General features: G+C 40.0%; 20 protein-coding genes. 9 read left to right on the top strand and 11 right to left on the bottom strand.

Translation table 11 applies throughout. The annotated features are described in order from the left end of the window. Nucleotides 1-187 precede the first annotated feature (187 nt). The 3 genes from CWB77_RS16555 to CWB77_RS16545 form a co-directional block, all read right to left on the bottom strand. Nucleotides 188-616, bottom strand: coding sequence for a secondary thiamine-phosphate synthase enzyme YjbQ (locus CWB77_RS16555; protein WP_138623654.1), 429 nt, complete (start codon nucleotides 614-616; stop codon nucleotides 188-190). Continuing rightward, nucleotides 613-1,080, bottom strand: coding sequence for a chemotaxis protein CheX (locus tag CWB77_RS16550; protein WP_010390540.1), 468 nt, complete (start codon nucleotides 1,078-1,080; stop codon nucleotides 613-615). The genes CWB77_RS16555 and CWB77_RS16550 overlap by 4 nt, the downstream gene beginning before the upstream one ends. 63 nt (nucleotides 1,081-1,143) lie before the next feature. Continuing rightward, nucleotides 1,144-1,578, bottom strand: coding sequence for a transcriptional repressor (locus CWB77_RS16545; RefSeq protein ID WP_008115496.1), 435 nt, complete (start codon nucleotides 1,576-1,578; stop codon nucleotides 1,144-1,146). A gap of 92 nt (nucleotides 1,579-1,670) precedes the next feature. On the opposite strand from CWB77_RS16545, the gene CWB77_RS16540 reads away from it, so the two are divergent. From CWB77_RS16540 to CWB77_RS16505, 8 genes are all read left to right on the top strand, one after another. Then, the gene (locus tag CWB77_RS16540; RefSeq protein WP_008115498.1) at nucleotides 1,671-2,291 is read left to right on the top strand and encodes a MarC family protein; all 621 of its coding nucleotides are present in this window, start codon (nucleotides 1,671-1,673) and stop codon (nucleotides 2,289-2,291) included. A 123-nt stretch (nucleotides 2,292-2,414) separates the two neighbouring features. Continuing rightward, entirely contained in the window at nucleotides 2,415-3,347 is a 933-nt protein-coding gene (dusA, locus tag CWB77_RS16535) for a tRNA dihydrouridine(20/20a) synthase DusA (RefSeq protein WP_036932963.1), read from the top strand. A gap of 261 nt (nucleotides 3,348-3,608) precedes the next feature. After that, nucleotides 3,609-4,289, top strand: coding sequence for a PspA/IM30 family protein (locus CWB77_RS16530; RefSeq protein ID WP_138623652.1), 681 nt, complete (start codon nucleotides 3,609-3,611; stop codon nucleotides 4,287-4,289). Nucleotides 4,290-4,299: 10 nt separating this feature from the next. Beyond that, nucleotides 4,300-4,506 (top strand): PspC domain-containing protein, encoded by a 207-nt coding sequence (locus tag CWB77_RS16525; RefSeq protein ID WP_010390548.1) that lies wholly within the window; start codon nucleotides 4,300-4,302, stop codon nucleotides 4,504-4,506. 10 nt (nucleotides 4,507-4,516) lie between these two features. Continuing rightward, entirely contained in the window at nucleotides 4,517-4,843 is a 327-nt protein-coding gene (locus tag CWB77_RS16520) for a hypothetical protein (RefSeq protein ID WP_010390549.1), read from the top strand. Nucleotides 4,844-4,921: 78 nt separating this feature from the next. Continuing rightward, nucleotides 4,922-5,431, top strand: a complete 510-nt coding sequence (locus tag CWB77_RS16515; protein ID WP_010390550.1) for a copper chaperone PCu(A)C — start codon at nucleotides 4,922-4,924, stop codon at nucleotides 5,429-5,431. An 8-nt stretch (nucleotides 5,432-5,439) separates the two neighbouring features. Beyond that, complete coding sequence (locus tag CWB77_RS16510; protein ID WP_010390551.1) at nucleotides 5,440-6,426, top strand: DUF2333 family protein; 987 nt, start codon at nucleotides 5,440-5,442, stop codon at nucleotides 6,424-6,426. A gap of 3 nt (nucleotides 6,427-6,429) precedes the next feature. After that, nucleotides 6,430-7,200: a TIGR04219 family outer membrane beta-barrel protein gene (locus CWB77_RS16505; protein ID WP_010390552.1), complete on the top strand. Its 771-nt coding sequence runs from the start codon at nucleotides 6,430-6,432 to the stop codon at nucleotides 7,198-7,200. A gap of 46 nt (nucleotides 7,201-7,246) precedes the next feature. Here CWB77_RS16505 and CWB77_RS16500 read toward each other — a convergent pair whose 3' ends face one another. Continuing rightward, nucleotides 7,247-8,128 (bottom strand): TIGR03899 family protein, encoded by an 882-nt coding sequence (locus tag CWB77_RS16500; RefSeq protein ID WP_010390553.1) that lies wholly within the window; start codon nucleotides 8,126-8,128, stop codon nucleotides 7,247-7,249. Further along, nucleotides 8,097-8,645 (bottom strand): SRPBCC family protein, encoded by a 549-nt coding sequence (locus tag CWB77_RS16495; RefSeq protein ID WP_054202374.1) that lies wholly within the window; start codon nucleotides 8,643-8,645, stop codon nucleotides 8,097-8,099. The genes CWB77_RS16500 and CWB77_RS16495 overlap by 32 nt, the downstream gene beginning before the upstream one ends. Before the next feature lie 299 nt (nucleotides 8,646-8,944). Here CWB77_RS16495 and CWB77_RS16490 point away from each other — a divergent pair, with 299 nt between their 5' ends. Further along, the gene (locus CWB77_RS16490) at nucleotides 8,945-11,128 is read left to right on the top strand and encodes a YgiQ family radical SAM protein (protein ID WP_138623650.1); all 2,184 of its coding nucleotides are present in this window, start codon (nucleotides 8,945-8,947) and stop codon (nucleotides 11,126-11,128) included. A 69-nt stretch (nucleotides 11,129-11,197) separates the two neighbouring features. Here CWB77_RS16490 and mgtE read toward each other — a convergent pair whose 3' ends face one another. The 6 genes from mgtE to CWB77_RS16460 all read right to left on the bottom strand — a co-directional run bounded on the left by mgtE (nucleotide 11,198) and on the right by CWB77_RS16460 (nucleotide 16,085). Continuing rightward, a complete protein-coding gene (gene mgtE / locus CWB77_RS16485) occupies nucleotides 11,198-12,556 on the bottom strand; it encodes a magnesium transporter (protein WP_008115512.1) in 1,359 nt (452 codons plus the stop codon). 106 nt (nucleotides 12,557-12,662) lie between these two features. After that, nucleotides 12,663-12,935 carry an HPr family phosphocarrier protein gene (locus CWB77_RS16480; RefSeq protein WP_008115514.1) on the bottom strand — a complete coding sequence of 91 codons (273 nt, stop codon included), beginning with the start codon at nucleotides 12,933-12,935 and terminating at the stop codon, nucleotides 12,663-12,665. A 17-nt stretch (nucleotides 12,936-12,952) separates the two neighbouring features. Further along, the gene (gene rapZ / locus CWB77_RS16475) at nucleotides 12,953-13,795 is read right to left on the bottom strand and encodes an RNase adapter RapZ (RefSeq protein ID WP_010390558.1); all 843 of its coding nucleotides are present in this window, start codon (nucleotides 13,793-13,795) and stop codon (nucleotides 12,953-12,955) included. Between the two features lie 19 nt (nucleotides 13,796-13,814). Further along, entirely contained in the window at nucleotides 13,815-14,267 is a 453-nt protein-coding gene (gene ptsN, locus CWB77_RS16470; protein ID WP_010390560.1) for a PTS IIA-like nitrogen regulatory protein PtsN, read from the bottom strand. A gap of 4 nt (nucleotides 14,268-14,271) precedes the next feature. Then, the gene (hpf, locus tag CWB77_RS16465; RefSeq protein ID WP_010390562.1) at nucleotides 14,272-14,559 is read right to left on the bottom strand and encodes a ribosome hibernation promoting factor; all 288 of its coding nucleotides are present in this window, start codon (nucleotides 14,557-14,559) and stop codon (nucleotides 14,272-14,274) included. Nucleotides 14,560-14,585: 26 nt separating this feature from the next. Further along, on the bottom strand, nucleotides 14,586-16,085 hold the full coding sequence (locus CWB77_RS16460; protein ID WP_016900280.1) for an RNA polymerase factor sigma-54: 1,500 nt from the start codon (nucleotides 16,083-16,085) through the stop codon (nucleotides 14,586-14,588). Between the last annotated feature and the right edge of the window lie 65 nt (nucleotides 16,086-16,150).

Below are 16,150 nucleotides of genomic sequence, written 5' to 3'. Positions count from 1 at the left end.
TCACGAGTTCGAGCCTCGTGTACCGCTCCAATCTTATTTACTTTCCAGATATTCATTCTCAAATAGCAAACAATGACCCACACATAAATCATTTATATAATTTGATCTTAAATTTGAAGTGTTCAGTGTGCGAATTATCTATGTTGTAAAACCTAAAACCTAAAACCTAAAACCTAAAACCTAAAACCTAAAACTTTTCGCCTTGCAAAGTTGCAATAATACGTCTTGAACCACCATGATCACGGTGCTCACCTAAGTATATTCCTTGCCAAGTTCCTAGTGCTAACTGACCGTGACTAATCGGGATAGTTAATTCGCAACCTAAGGTACTGGTTTTTATATGGGCAGGCATATCATCATCGCCCTCATAGTCATGGCGATAATAAGGCTGGCGCTCTGGAACAAATTGATTAAAGTGGCTTTCCATATCCATGCGTACCGTTGGATCGGCGTTTTCGTTAATAGTTAAGCTGGCAGAGGTGTGTTGAATAAATAAGTGTAATAAACCAACTTTAAGCTGACTCAGTTGTGGGAGGTGAGTAAGTATGTCGTTATCAATTAAATGAAAGCCCCGCGAGCGAGGCTTTAATGTAATTGTGGTTTGCGACCAGCTCATAGCTTATCAAAACTCACTTCAATATTTGCATTACCTGCGTCACTGGTAAACGGCATAAGAATTTTTTTGCCGTCACTTTTGTGAGTAATAGTGTGGTTTTTACCAGACACAACAATGGGTGTTGCCATGGCAAAATCATAGCCTTTTTCACCTAGTAAATTCTTAGCACCACCGGTAACCATATTAGTTATTTCACCGACCATGTCGGTTACTTCTTCATTTATGTCGTCTGGTCGTTCGCCTAACATTCGTTCCATAATGGTCAGCGCTAAACCTTCGTCGAAGGTAATTGAAAATGAACCGCGAGTTTGAGGGCCAACCATACCAATTAATCCCGATACATCACCACAGGCTATCTCATCTGTTTTAATGCGTGGCTTGCCTGGTTTTAACTGAGTTTGAGCCATAGTGCTCAATACATTCATCAAAGAAGCTAAAAAGGGATTAATGAACTCTACATTCATATTAGATGTCCTTAAATTGGTACTGATAAAGGTTATACGCAAAGTATAGCTATAATCGCTTATCTATGCTCGGCAAGAGTCACATTTACCATGTGCTTCTATTGTTTGCCCGGAAACTACAAAGCCACTTTCGGCTGCCAAGTTATTGAGCTCATGTGAAATTACTGTTGAGTGCAGCTCTTTAACAAAGCCGCAGCTATCACAAATTAATAGCTGAACAGGATGAATATGATCAAAATGATGACACAGCATAAATGCATTGGTGCTTTCAATTTTATGAATAAAACCGAGTTCGGCTAAAAAGTCTAAAGCACGATAAATCGTTGCAGGTTTAGCACCTGTTTCAGTGACTTTCAATTGCTCAAGTAAATCGTACGCCCCCACACCACCTTGGGCACTGGCCAATAAACGAAATACCTTCTCGCGAATTGGTGTGAATCGCGCACCACGGTTGTCGCACACTTGTTTTGCTTTACTTACGAGTGATTCTATATTCATCTTCTCTCATCCTTACGCTGCCGTGATATACTAACATACTGTATTGTAGTTGCAGCGTTTTATTAACCGATTTAGTGAAAAGGTACTCATTAATGCATGAACTATTAGCTATATTTATTTTCTTTTTTGCGGTTATCGATCCAATTGGCACAATCCCGGTTTTTATCGCCGTAACTCGTGGAGATGACGACAAGTTTAAGCGTAAAGTGATTTTTAAAGCCGTGGGTGTGTCTGCTTTAGTGCTGTTATTTTTTGTAGTTGCTGGCGAGCAATTACTGAATGTGATTGAGATCCCGCTCTCGGCATTTCAAATAGCAGGTGGTTTAATTTTATTAATTTTTGCACTCTCCATGACCTTTGGTGAAAGTAAGCCTGAAGCTGAAATTAAAAGTGTTAGAGACAGCACTGAAACCGCTATTTTTCCGCTTGCTATCCCATCAATAGCCAGTCCCGGTGCCATGTTAGGTGCGGTATTAATGACACGCAATGAGGAATATACTTGGGTTGAACAAATGATTACCTCATCAATGATGTTAGCTGTTTTAGTGGTGGTACTGATTTTGTTATTACTTGCTACGCATGTACATAAAATAATAGGTGATAGTGGGGCGAGTATTATTAGTCGAATTATGGGGTTAATTTTAAGCTCAGTCGCGGTGACTAATATTTTAAACGGTATTGCACAATACTTTGGCTTGCAAGTGTTTGCTTAATATTGCTGCGCATAGGGCTTTTGTGTAAAATGCAGCGCCGTTTAAGCTGTGCTTAAATTATAAATTTTTGAGGATCACATTTTGGATAAACGTACTTTAAATCGACGCTTTAGCGTGGCACCCATGCTTGATTGGACTGATCGCCACTGTCGTACGTTTCATCGTAAAATGACAAAACACACTGTGCTCTACACTGAAATGATCACTACTGGCGCTATTTTATTCGGTCGTGGTGACTACTTGCATTTTAATCAGCACGAAGGCCCTGTGGCATTGCAATTAGGTGGATCAGACCCGCAAGCGCTAGCACAGTGTGCCAAGCTTGCTGGTGAGCGCGGTTATGATGAAATAAACCTTAATGTAGGTTGTCCGTCAGATCGTGTGCAAAATGGACGTTTTGGTGCCTGTTTAATGGCCGAGCCTAATTTAGTTGCAGAGTGTGTTGCTGCAATGAAAAGTGAAGTTAATATTCCGGTTACAGTTAAAACTCGTATTGGTATTGATGAGCAAGATTCTTATGAATTTTTATGTGCTTTGATAGAGGCTTCACATAAAGTTGGCTGTGATGATTTTATTATTCATGCGCGCAAAGCATGGCTAAAAGGATTGAGCCCGAAAGAAAATCGCGAAGTTCCTGAGCTTAACTACCCCCGAGTTTACCAGCTTAAAAAAGATTACCCTCAACTTGATTTAAGTATTAACGGTGGTGTTAAAACCATTGAGCAAAGTCTTGAGCATTTACAGTACATAGATGGGGTTATGGTGGGCCGAGAGGCTTACAGTAATCCATTTATGCTTAATGAAGTAGATGAAAAAATTTATGGTGATGCGGCTAATACTCAATCTCGACATGATGTTGTACGCTCTATGTATGATTATATTGAAGAAGAGATGCGTTTAGGGGCTAATTTTTGGCATGTTGCACGCCACATGCTGGGTATTTTTCAGGGGCAACCCGGTGCGCGTGGCTTTAGACGCCACTTATCTGAAAATGGTCATGGTAAGCAAGCTGATTTAAGTGTTATGGATAAAGCGTTAAGTTACGTACCCGAGTAATGCCAATTTAATGGAATTGGCATAACAGATACTCTTTATAGAAAAAGTCACCTAAGGTGGCTTTTTTTGATCCCAAATTTTAGTCAAAAATGTAATTTATTAGCCAATTCGACTTAATTTCATTCAGTGACTAGTCATTAACTTACCCGCCAAAAATAATTTAAATTATTGATATTTAATGAAAATAAAAGAATTTTAAGTTGTTGGCATAACTCTTGGAATCCTGTTGATGTATAAATAAAAAATCATCAGGAGAATAACATGGGTATATTTAATCGCGTAAACGACGTCATTCAAGCAAATATCGTAGCTATGCTTGATAAAGCTGAAGATTCAGAAAAACTACTTAATTTGATGCTAACCGAAATGCAAGAGGCACTTAATGAGTGTCGTAGCACCGCGGCAGCACTATTATGTGAAGAAAAGAATATCAAGCGTCAAATAAGCAATAAACAACGAGCGCTCACAAATTGGCAATTAAAGGCCGAACATGCTATTGCAAAAAATCGTGACGACTTAGCGAAATCAGCATTAGCTGAAAAACACACAGTTGAAAAAAACATAGAATGCTTACAAACACAGCTTGAGACATTGCAGCAATCAATTGTAAAAATCACAGAGGACTGTGAGCGCCTACAGCAAAAAATGACACAGGCTAAAGCTAAGCAAGCACAACTTGTAAAGCGTGAAAATGTGGTTGAGGCAAGAGCAAAGATAAATACTCAGCTGCAGAGCGATAAAGTGGCCACTGCTTTATCACGATTTGAGCAAATTGAGCGTCGTGTTGAGAGTGTTGAATCGCAGGTTGAAGCATATGAGCTGACAGATACAGCGAGCAATACTGCGACGCAAATTGAGTCACTGGTTAAAAACGAAAAAATTGATGCAGAACTGGCAAGTTTAAAAGCGAGTTTAAATACTGCTAACAAACAAACAGCCTAAGGAGATTGTTATGAATAATTTTAATACGCATCGTCGTTGGTATAAAAATACGCTTAACAAAAAAATATCAGGTGTCTGTAGTGGGTTAGCCTACCGATTAGACTTTCCGGTATGGTCTACTCGTTTAGTCACCGTTTTATTATTTTTAAGTTTTCCGTTTGCAGTGGCGCTAGGTTATTTAATTGCGCACTGTTGTCTTGAAGAAAAAGCAGTGTAAGGGGAACGACATGAAAACTCTCGCCGTATGCCTACTTATTGTTACATTATTTTTGATTAATAGCGGCTCGATAATTCATTTTGATGTATGGCAATTTCCGTTGTGGATCTCAGATATTAGCTGGACTGGTATAGAGCTTATTGGGGCGTTAATCGCCATTATTGTTGTTATTGCGATTGCTGCTTTGGTAACCATGGGGCTTGTTGGCGCGGCGATGGTAGCACTGGCTGGAACTATATTAGCCTTTTTATTCGGATCACTGATGATTGCTTGGCCATTATTGTTTGTGGCAGGGTTGTGCTGGTTAATCGCGGATAATAAAAAAGTGGCTTCTTAAACTTAAATTAGCTGCCTAATATTAGGGAATTATGATAAATTTGGACTATATTTTTATGTTTTAACAAGGATTTTACTGATGATTAAACAATGTATTTTAAGTGCAAGTGCATTATTGGTGGGTGTTTTTTCGTCTTCGTTATTGGCGCACGAAGGACATGAACACGATAGTGTTGTTGCGCAATTACAAGTAACAAATGCGCAAGTAAGAGAGTTTTTACCTGCCACTAAAGCCAGCGTGGGTTATTTTAGTATTGAAAACCACAGTAATGTGCCGGCAACACTCACAAGAGCGACCATAGATGGTTTAGGTCGTGTTGAGATCCATGAGCACGTCCACGCTGATGGCATGATGAAAATGCAAAAAGTAGAATCATTGCTTATTAAAGCTCACCAGCAACTCGATTTTAAGCCTGGAAGCTACCATTTAATGGTGTTTGAACCACAAGAGCCGTTAAAAGTAGGTCAAGAACGCAAACTCACGCTATATTTTGAAGACGGGAATCGAGTATTCACCAATGCGAAAGTAGTTTCGCTAGCATCGCAAGCTGAGCCGGTAAAAGCATCAAAAGATCATAGTCATCATTAGGGGGATAAATGTCACAGCATAAAGGAAAAATAATAACGGCATTGGTATTATTGTTTGTCGTATTTTACGCTATTGCAGTGTACTGGAGCATAGAGCCTGCACGTTTTGATGTGGTACAAAATGCCAAGCAGCAAGCGCAGCAACGCAGTGAAAAGCCAGTAACAGGATATGTAACCACTTCAACACTTATCACCGTCGCTGATACCCTCTTAACTAAGTCAGGCGGTTACTTATCAAATGATGTACTGCCACCGAGCGTAATAATGGACAACATGCCCGCTTGGGAGTATGGCGCGTTGGAAATGGTGCGTGATTTAGCACTATCAATGCGAAAAGATTTTAGTCGTTCACAGTCACAATCAACTGAGCACGAAGCGCTTAAAAAAGCGCAGCCACAATTTAATATTAGTTCTGAAGCATGGGCATGGCCAAGTGCTGAGGGCGAATATCAGAAGGGTATTGATTACTTATTAGTTTACCGTTCTCAAATTGCGAATCAGCATGAGCGCGATAGCCAATTTTACTCACGTGCAGATAATTTACGCAGTTGGTTGAAAGAAGCTGAAAAACGCTTAGGTAGTTTAAGCCAACGTTTGAGTGCGAGTGTAGGTCAAGACAAGGTAAATACCGATTTAGCAGGCAACTCTTCAAATACACAAGCTACTTATACGCCATTACAACAACAAGTAAGAACATCGTGGTGGGAAATTGATGATGTATTTTATGAGTCACGCGGTGCTACTTGGGCTTTACTGCATTTTTTACAAGCGGTTGAATATGATTTTGCCGAAGTACTTGATAAAAAGAACGCCCGTGTTAGTTTACAACAAATTATACGCGAGCTTGAAGCGACCCAAGAAACCGTTTGGAGCCCAATAATTTTAAACGGCAACGGATTCGGTTATGTCGCCAACCATTCACTCGTTATGGCAAATTATATCTCTAGAGCCAATGCGGCACTGATTGAACTTAGCGAATTATTAGCGCAAGGATAAAAAATGAAAAAGTATTGTATAGCAGCAGCCTTATCAATGGCATGTTTAGCACCTGTAGCACAAGCCGATACTGTATTGGGTTTGTATGTAGGGGTTGATGGTTGGAAAGCCGATAATGACGGTAGCTTTTCTGATAATAATAACGCCCTACAAAACTTCAATTTTGAAGATGAGACTTTTGTTAGCTATTACGCCGCACTTGAGCATCCGGTTCCATTAGTGCCAAACTTAAAGCTAAAATACACTGAGCTTGAACTAACCGGTTCAACGCAACTTGAAGATACATTTAGCTTTAATGGCTCTGATTATATTGTTGGCACTGATGTTAATTCAGTCACTGACTTATCGCACATTGATTATATTCTGTATTATGAAATTTTTGATAACGACTTAATCTCAATTGATTTAGGTATTAATGCTAAGCAGTTTGATGGTGAGCTTGTGGTAACAGGTACATCGCAACAAGGTGGCGCTAACTTTACTGAAATTGAAGAGTTCTCAGGTGTAGTACCTTTAGCATACGGACGTTTTGAAGCGGGTTTACCATTTAGTGGTTTAAGTGTTTTTGCTGAAGGCAGCTTTTTAGCCATTGATGACAGTAAAGTACGAGATTACCAAATGGGTATTGCTTGGGAGTTTATTGATAATCTAGCCGTTGATGTTGCGGTTAAAGCGGGCTACCGCTCTATGGTTTTAGAACTTGATGATGTAGATGATATTAATACTGATATTGATGCATCAGGGCCATTTGCGGGCATACAAGTTCACTTTTAAGCACCGATTAGTTTAATGAAAAGCCACCTTGTGTGGCTTTTTTTAGTTATTTTGAAGTGTGCCACACTAATTCAAATTCCCCTTCAAATGCTGCACCAATTAACTGTTTGTACACTTTATTTATTGGGTAATTCATTAGTCTAAACAGTTCATCACCAGTTTGGGTAAACTTATAATAGCTTAGTACTAAGTCGTTACTTTTTGCTTTTAAAGTTAGTTTTTGAGTTAAAAAGGAGAGGGTGATCTCTTGTCCTGCTTTTAATGCAGCGGATTCAATTTCTTTACGATAAAGCAAGTTTAAGTCCATTAAGGTCAATACATCAGGAAAGCTCACACCGCTTTTACCTATGCTTAATGACACTTTATTTCCCTTGCCTAATAAATCAAATAACGAGGGCTTTTTGTAATAACCTAAAAATATTAGGTGACTACTATCCTTTTCGTTATATCCTGAAATAGACACACACTTTCTTAATGAATCCGCTTCGCGCTGGGTCATATGTTTGAGGGTTTGTAAGCTTTTTATAGAAAAGGTACCTGGGCTAATGGTTTCGCCAGTAAAAATTTTTGCCCATAATGTTTGCATTGATTGATTTGAGGTATCTTCACACAAAGCAATAAAGTGCTCTACCCAATCGGCATCAGGCTGTTTAGCGCAGGCTACATCAGGACAAAACTCCATTGCCAAGGCTAAAATAGTCTCGATATTTTGTTGTTGTTTTATTAGCAGTAGATCTTGTCTTTTTTGTGCTCGAGCTAACACTGAATGCTCGCTATTAATACGGTAAAGAGACTTTGCTTTTCCCTGCGTATTATAGGTTTTTTCATCAGCTGCAGGCGTATTACTCACTTTTGTGACCGAGTAACCTAACAGTGACTCAATAATATTGGCAAGTTTAATTCTGGCTTGTGCGGTTTTGACTGTCATGGCTTTCCATTATTGCTTGTGCATCACTGAGTTGGGCTACCGTCTTTAAGTTATTTAGCCCTAGGGTGACTATATTGCTTAATATATTTTCAGCAAATATAGCAACATAGCCAGATATAAGCGGCACAGTTGCTTGTCCTTCTATGTGCCAGGTTACAGTTTTTGCATGTGGGCTAAATAGTAATCGGCTAGTAATAATATGTTCTTGATTAAATAATACATTAAATACAACTTCATTGGCGCTTAATGAAGTGATTGTCATTTCGCCTTGCCCCCACTTTCCTTGCCAAGATTGATAGGCTCCCGCACCAGCACTAGGTTCACCAATACTAAATTCAATATTGGGATCTATTTGCTGCCACGGCGACCATTTGTACCACTGCGTAAAATCTTCCACTAATGACTTTATAACAGGAGGGCGGGCATTTATTTTAATGCTTTTTTGCACGTGATAGTTTTGTGGTAAAAGTAATCCCACAACAACAAACGCCAACAGTAAGATGGCTGAAAACTGCATTAATTGTTTAAGTAGTTTAATAGGTATGCCTCATTGGTTTTAATATTACAGCGTCTATGAATTATTAATAATCACAGCTTATTTAATAGTTTAGCCTAGAGTCGATCATTTTTATCTAGTTTATCTACTTTAAATAAATCTAAAAGCAGACATTAGCAGTAATCAGCTTAGATGATTTGTCTGTTTTAGTAATGCGATAAAGGTAAACAATTTTTAATCAGTGCTTTCATTTTGTGCTATATCAACGTGGATGTCGATAGGGTATAATTCGCGCCTTTTGTTATTGAACGGCCAATTTTATGAGCACATTAAAAGCTGATCGCGGCTTATTCTCATACCCTAAGTATTGGGCTGAGTGTTATGGCACAGCCCCATTTTTACCAACAACACGCGAAGAAATGGACGCGCTTGGCTGGGATAGCTGCGATATTATTATTATTAGCGGTGATGCTTATGTAGACCATCCTAGTTTTGGGATGGCCGTAATTGGTCGTGTGCTTGAAGCGCAGGGGTTTAGAGTGGGCATTATTGCTCAGCCTGATTGGAACTCTAAAGATGCCTTTATGGCATTGGGTAAGCCTAACTTATTTTTTGGTATTACAGCCGGTAACATGGATTCGATGATCAATCGTTACACCGCTGAAAAACGAATGCGCCACGATGATGCTTATACCCCAGGAAATGTTGGTGGTAAACGCCCTGACCGTGCCGTGATAATATACTCGCAACGTTGTCGTGAAGCCTATAAAGATGTGCCGCTCGTATTAGGTGGCATTGAAGCCAGCTTGCGTCGTATTGCTCATTACGACTATTGGCAAGAAAAAGTACGTCGTAGCGTATTATTTGACGCTAAAGGCGATATTTTAATTTATGGTAATGCCGAACGCCCGTTAGTTGAAGTAGCGCATCGTATCGCTGCGGGTGAAACCATGGATACTATACAAGATGTGAGAGGCACGGCGGTTATTCGTAAAGAGCCTTTACCCGGTTGGCGTGGCAGTGATTCAACAGCCATTGATAAAATTGGTAAAATAGACCCTATTCCTAATCCTTATGGTGCGGATGATGTGGGTTGTGCTAAATCAGAATTTAAGCAAGCGGGTATTGATTTAAAGGCCGAAGCTGCAAAACCAATTACCATTCAGCCTGCGCGCCCTAAGCCATGGGAAAAAACTTACGTTAAGTTACCCGCTTTTGAGCAGGTCAGTGTTAATAAACCATTGTATGCTCATGCATCGCGTATTTTGCACCAAGAAACCAACCCTGGTTGTGCAAGAGCGTTGTTTCAGCGTCATGGCGATCGCTCTATTTGGGTGAATCCGCCAGCTTATCCACTTGAAACCCAAGAAATGGATGATGTGTTTGGTTTACCGTATCAGCGTATTCCGCACCCAAGTTATGGCGACAATAAAATTCCTGCTTACGATATGATTAAAACGTCGGTAAATATAATGCGCGGCTGTTTTGGCGGCTGTTCGTTTTGTTCTATTACCGAGCATGAAGGGCGAATAATACAAAGCCGATCTCAAGAATCAATTATTGAAGAGATTGAGCAAATTAGAGATAAAGTGCCAGGCTTTACTGGGGTTATTTCTGATTTAGGCGGACCAACCGCAAATATGTACAAACTGCGTTGTACCAGTAAAAAAGCAGAGAGTACCTGTCGCCGCTTGTCGTGTGTGTATCCTGATATTTGTAAGCATATGGATACTGACCATACCCCGACTATCGATTTATATAAAAAGGCGCGTGAGGTTAAAGGGATCAAAAAGATCTTAATTGCTTCAGGCGTGCGTTATGACCTTGCTGTACGTGATCCTCGTTACGTTAAAGAGCTAGTAACTCATCATGTTGGTGGATATTTAAAAATAGCACCAGAGCACACTGAAGATGGCCCATTATCTAAAATGATGAAGCCGGGTATGGGGGCTTACGATGAATTTAAAGCGCTATTTGATAAGTACTCTAAAGAAGCGGGTAAAAAGCAGTATTTAATTCCATACTTTATTTCTGCTCACCCAGGGACTAAAGACGAAGACATGGTTAATATGGCTTTGTGGCTGAAATCGAATGACTTTAAGCTTGATCAGGTGCAAAACTTTTATCCGTCACCGATGGCTAATGCGACCACCATTTATCATACTGAAATGAACTCGCTACGCAATATTAAAAATAATACTGAGCAAGTTGCGGTGCCAAAGGGCGCACGCCAGCGTCGTTTGCATAAAGCAATTTTACGTTACCATGATCCTGCTGGTTGGCCAATGATCCGTGAAGCCCTTCGTAACATGGGCAAAGCTAAACTCATTGGTAAAGGTCCAAATTGTTTAGTGCCAGAAGAAGGCAGAGATGAAAGGCAAGCCAAAGGCGGTAAAGGTAACAAGGACGGTCGCCCTGCGCTTACTCGTCATACTGGCTTTAGTCAGTTTAAAAAAGCCAACACTAAACCTAAGGTGGGCGGTAATCGCCAGCGCGCAAGGTAAAGTAATTATCGGCTTAAACAAAAACACCGCGTATTGACGCGGTGTTTTTGTTTATAAAAAGATTAGAGCCTAAATCAATAACCAAGTTGCAGTGCCTAAAAAGGCAAATATACCAACAATATCAGTTACTGTGGTTAGTACCACACTGCCTGCCAGTGCTGGATCTATTTTCATTTTTTTAAGCAATAGTGGGATACTAGCACCCGCAATACCTGCTGCAACTAAATTCATAAACATAGCAAACGCTAAAACACCACCGAGTTTGAAATCCCATTGCCAAAGCGCAACGACACCGGCAATTAGGATAGACCAAACCATACCGTTAATCGCGCCGATAGCGAGTTCTTTTAATAATAAAAAACGTTGGTTAGTTTGGTTGATATGACCCACCGCGATACCGCGAATAACCAAAGTTAAGGTTTGGCTGCCTGCAACCCCACCCATTGACGGGACAATGCCATTGAGCACAGCAAGAATTGGTAATATAGCTAAGGTGTTTTCGAAAAAGCTCGCCACAATTGCAGCCAGCAATGCAGTTAGTAAGTTTACACCTAGCCAAATTGAGCGCTTTTTAGAGCTTTTTAAGACCGGCGCAAAGGTATCTTCTTCATCATCAAGACCCGCTAAGCTTAATAAGCTATGCTCTGCATCTTCACGGATAACATCAACGATATCATCAATAGTAATACGACCAAGCAAATGCGCGTTGTCATCGACAACTGGTGCCGATATCCAGTTATGCCGTTCAAATAGTTGCGCTACTTCGCTTTCATCCATTGAAATAGGAATTGATTCACACTCTTCATCCATTAAATCCTGAACAATTTTTTCAGGGGGATTAGTTAATAAAGTGCTTAGCGATAAGGCGCCTAAAAAACAGTTATGTTTATCTACAACGTATAAGTCATCGGTGCCCTCTGGCAGTTCACCGCGTAAGCGAATATAACGTAGTACAACATCTAGAGTTACATCAGGGCGAATAGTTACGGTATCGATATTCATCAAGGCGCCAGCAGAGCGCTCTTGGTAAGATAGAGCTTGTGTTGCACGCTCTCTATCTTGAATATCCATAGCGCTAACAACGTCTTTATATACGGTGTCTGGTAGGCTACGTAGTACTTCCCCTAAATCATCATGGCCCATGTCTTCTGTTGCAGCAGCAATGTGCTCAGGTGCCATTTGCGCAATAATGCCCAAACGTACGTCTTCAGAGAGCTCTTCAAGTACATCACCCTGTACATCAGGATCAACCAGTTGCCAGAGCATACGACGAATTTTATGGGGAGATGATTCTAAAAGAAGTGCGGTATCACAAGGTGCCGTTTTTGCTAGCATGCGCCTAACTTGAACAAATTGACCACTATTTAGTGACTTAGTCACCTGTTTTAGTTGTTGTAGTGGAATATCTTGTTCTAAAGCTTCAGGCATTGGCGTCCTTAATTAAATTTTATTACACGATGATGGGGTATCGCTTTATCTTACTTTATATCAGTAAACTACCTCAACCACTATTAACCTTAGCTTATAAGCAGGATTACTCTTGCTCATTAAATCGTTGGTCAATAAGCTCACCAATTGCATTAAGTGCAGGCTCTGCGTCAGGGCCTTCACATACTACCTTAACTTCTTTGCCTTGACTGCTTTCGAGTAACATAAGTGCTAATACACTGTCGCCAGCGGCTTGTTTATCGTCTTGAAATAACGTGATTGAGGCATCAAATTGCACAGAAAGCTGTGCCAGTACAGTGGCCGCTCTGGCATGCAGGCCTAACTTGTTTTTTATTAAAAATGTGTTTTCTAACCGCATTAATATTCTCTCAAGCTTTATTCTTGTTCTCGATGGCGAATTTTTACATTAGGATGACTCATTGCAAAGCTTTCACCTATAGTTTGCGCTAAATAAACTGAGCGGTGTTGCCCTCCGGTACAGCCTATAGCTATGGTCAAATAGCTGCGGTTATTTCTTTCTAAATGAGGCAGCCATGTTTGCACGAATGTTTGAATTTGCCATGTAAATTTTTGTACTATGCTGTGGCTGGCTAGGTAGTCTTTTACTGGTTGATCTAACCCTGTGAGTGGCTTAAGTTCAGGCTCCCAATGCGGGTTTGGTAAAAAGCGAGCGTCAAATACATAATCTGCTTCTTTGGGTATACCGTGCTTAAAACCAAATGACTCAAAGGTAATGATCAGTTGTTTGTCTTTTTTACCGAGTATTTTTTCACGAATAGATTCAGCCAGCTGATGCACACTTAAATCCGTAGTATCAATCATATAATCGGCACGGTTAATGAGTACATCAAGGAGTTGTTTTTCTTTTTTTATTGCTAAATCAAGTGGCAGTGAATCAATCGAAAGAGGATGAAGACGCCGTGTTTCTGAAAAACGTTTAATTAAGGTTTGATCGTCACTGTCTAAATAAAACACCGTTGGCTTAGTGAAACCAGGTAAATATTCAATGATTTCATTAAACTGTTGCTGCTCTTTAGGTAAATTACGCACATCAACACTTACGGCTATTTTGTTGTAGCTGTCGGAAACACTACGAACAAGAGATGGCAATAAATTTAAAGGAATATTATCTACACAATAATAACCTAAATCCTCAACAACACGCAGCGCAACAGATTTACCAGAACCTGAGCGACCACTTATAATTATTAATTCCATTTATCACCCTTAATTGTTACTACGGTTGACTTACAATTACTTGATACAGCTCATTGTCGGATTTTGCCGCTCGTAATTGCTTACAAAATTCTTTATCGTTGAGCTTTTCTGCTATCGTGGCTAAGGTTTTTAAATGCTGCTTATTGTCACCATCAGGTACAATTAAGGCAACAAAAATGTCGACCGGTCTGTTATCTATCGCATCAAAATTAATAGCCGTTTCGCTCACTAATATAAGTGCAAGAGGCTCTTGTACACCACTCATACGACCATGAGGAATTGCAATTCCTCGACCTATACCTGTACTCCCTAGTTTTTCTCTGGCGGTTAACGCGTTAAGAATATCTTGTTGTGTTAAATAGGGCAGTTTATTGTGAGCCAATTCACTGATAAATTCTAAAATTCTTTTTTTACTATTAAAAAGGACCGCAGCTTTACTGCAGTCCTGACAGATAAGTGAGCTTAGTTTCATAGTGTTAGTGTCGAGCAAGTTTCTCTTTGTGTTTAATTACTTGACGATCTAGCTTGTCAATCAGCGAGTCTATAGCAGCATACATATCTTGATGTTCAGTGGAAGCAAAAATCTCAGCGCCACTAACATGAACGGTTGCTTCGGCTTTTTGGTTTAGTTTTTCTACATCGAGAATAACGTGCACATTCGTTATGTGATCAGTGTGCCTCTGTAACTTCGAAAATTTACTATTTACGTAGTCTCTAAGCGAGTCGGTAATATCTACATGGCGACCAGTTAAATTCAGTTGCATAAACATTTTCCTCTTTGTTGTACGCCTTAAATCAAACTTTTACGTTGATTTGACGGGGGAATAGCTAGAGATTCGCGATACTTTGCAATAGTTCTCCTTGCTACTTTAATTCCTTGCTCAGCCAATATATCTGCAATTTTACTATCACTCAATGGTTTAGCTGAGTTTTCTGCAGCGATTAATTTTTTAATTAATGCGCGTATTGCTGTAGATGAACATTCGCCACCATTTTCAGTGCTTACATGGCTTGAAAAGAAATATTTAAGCTCAAAAATACCGCGTGGTGTGTGCATGTATTTTTGCGTAGTAACACGTGAAATAGTCGATTCGTGCATTTCTACCATTTCGGCCACGTCATTAAGAACCATAGGCTTCATCGCCTCAGGACCATGTTCAAAAAAGGCCTGTTGTTGCTGCACAATACAGTTAGTTACTTTAAGCAGTGTGTCGTTTCTACTTTCTAAGCTTTTTATAAACCATTTAGCTTCTTGTAAGTGTGAGCGAATAAACTGGCTATCGCCGCTTGATTTAACCGTACGCGACATAGCTGCATATTGGCTGTTTACCCTAATTTTAGGCATGCTATCTGGGTTTAGTTCAACCACCCAACGGCCTTTCACTTTTTTAACCGACACATCAGGAATAACGTACTCAGACTCTTCTCTAACAATAGTGTCAGCGGGTTTTGGGCTAAGCGTGTGAATTAACGTCATGACTTCTTTAAGCTCATCTTCTTTGAGCTTAGTTTTTTTCATTAACGTGCGATAATCACGCGCAGCCAGTAAGTCAATGTGATCGGTTAAGATCATTTTTGTTTCGTTTAAAAAAGGCGTGTCTTGGTCAAACTGATTTAGTTGAATACACAAACACTCTTGTAAACTACGCGCGGCTATTCCTACCGGATCAAATAACTGAATACGCTTTAAAACGGCTTCTATTTCATCAAGTTCAACTTCATCTTCTATGTCGTTTTCTTGATTAAAACTTTCTAATATTTCTTCACAGCTAAGGGTTAAAATACCTGAATCGTCCACAGCTTCTACGATTGCAATCGCGATGGCTTCATCTGTTGGGCTAAATGGCGTCAGTTGCAATTGCCACATTAAATATTCATGCAGTGTTTCAGTTGAAGAGCCTTGATAAATTGATTCATCTTCAGGCATTGGTCCCGAGGAAGAGGCCGGTGCTGCGCTCATGTATTCATCCCATGTAACATCCATTGCCATATCATCGCTAATGGTGTCTTTGGTCATGGCTTCGCCGCTATCTTGCTCATATTCGCTAGGTTTTTCGTCAGCTGAAGCACTTAGCATTGATTCATCGGTATCGGCTTTTTGTTCGTTTTTACCCGCAGCATCTTCACTGTAATCTTGCTCTTCAACTTCAAGTAAGGGATTACTATCGAGTGCTTCTTGAATTTCTTGCTGGAGATCCAATGTACTGAGCTGCAATAAGCGAATTGCTTGTTGCAACTGTGGAGTCATTGTAAGTTGCTGGCCCATGCGCAGCTGTAATGATTGCCTCATTTATCTCTAACAATCCTTTTAAATTAGTATGATTAATCTTAGCAGATGCTTAGTGGAATAACACA

Source organism: Pseudoalteromonas sp. S1610, from assembly GCF_005887465.1.
GTDB classification, from domain to species: domain Bacteria; phylum Pseudomonadota; class Gammaproteobacteria; order Enterobacterales; family Alteromonadaceae; genus Pseudoalteromonas; species Pseudoalteromonas undina.
The sequence above is the reverse complement of the archived record's forward strand: the minus strand, read 5'-3'. Positions and strand labels throughout refer to the sequence as shown.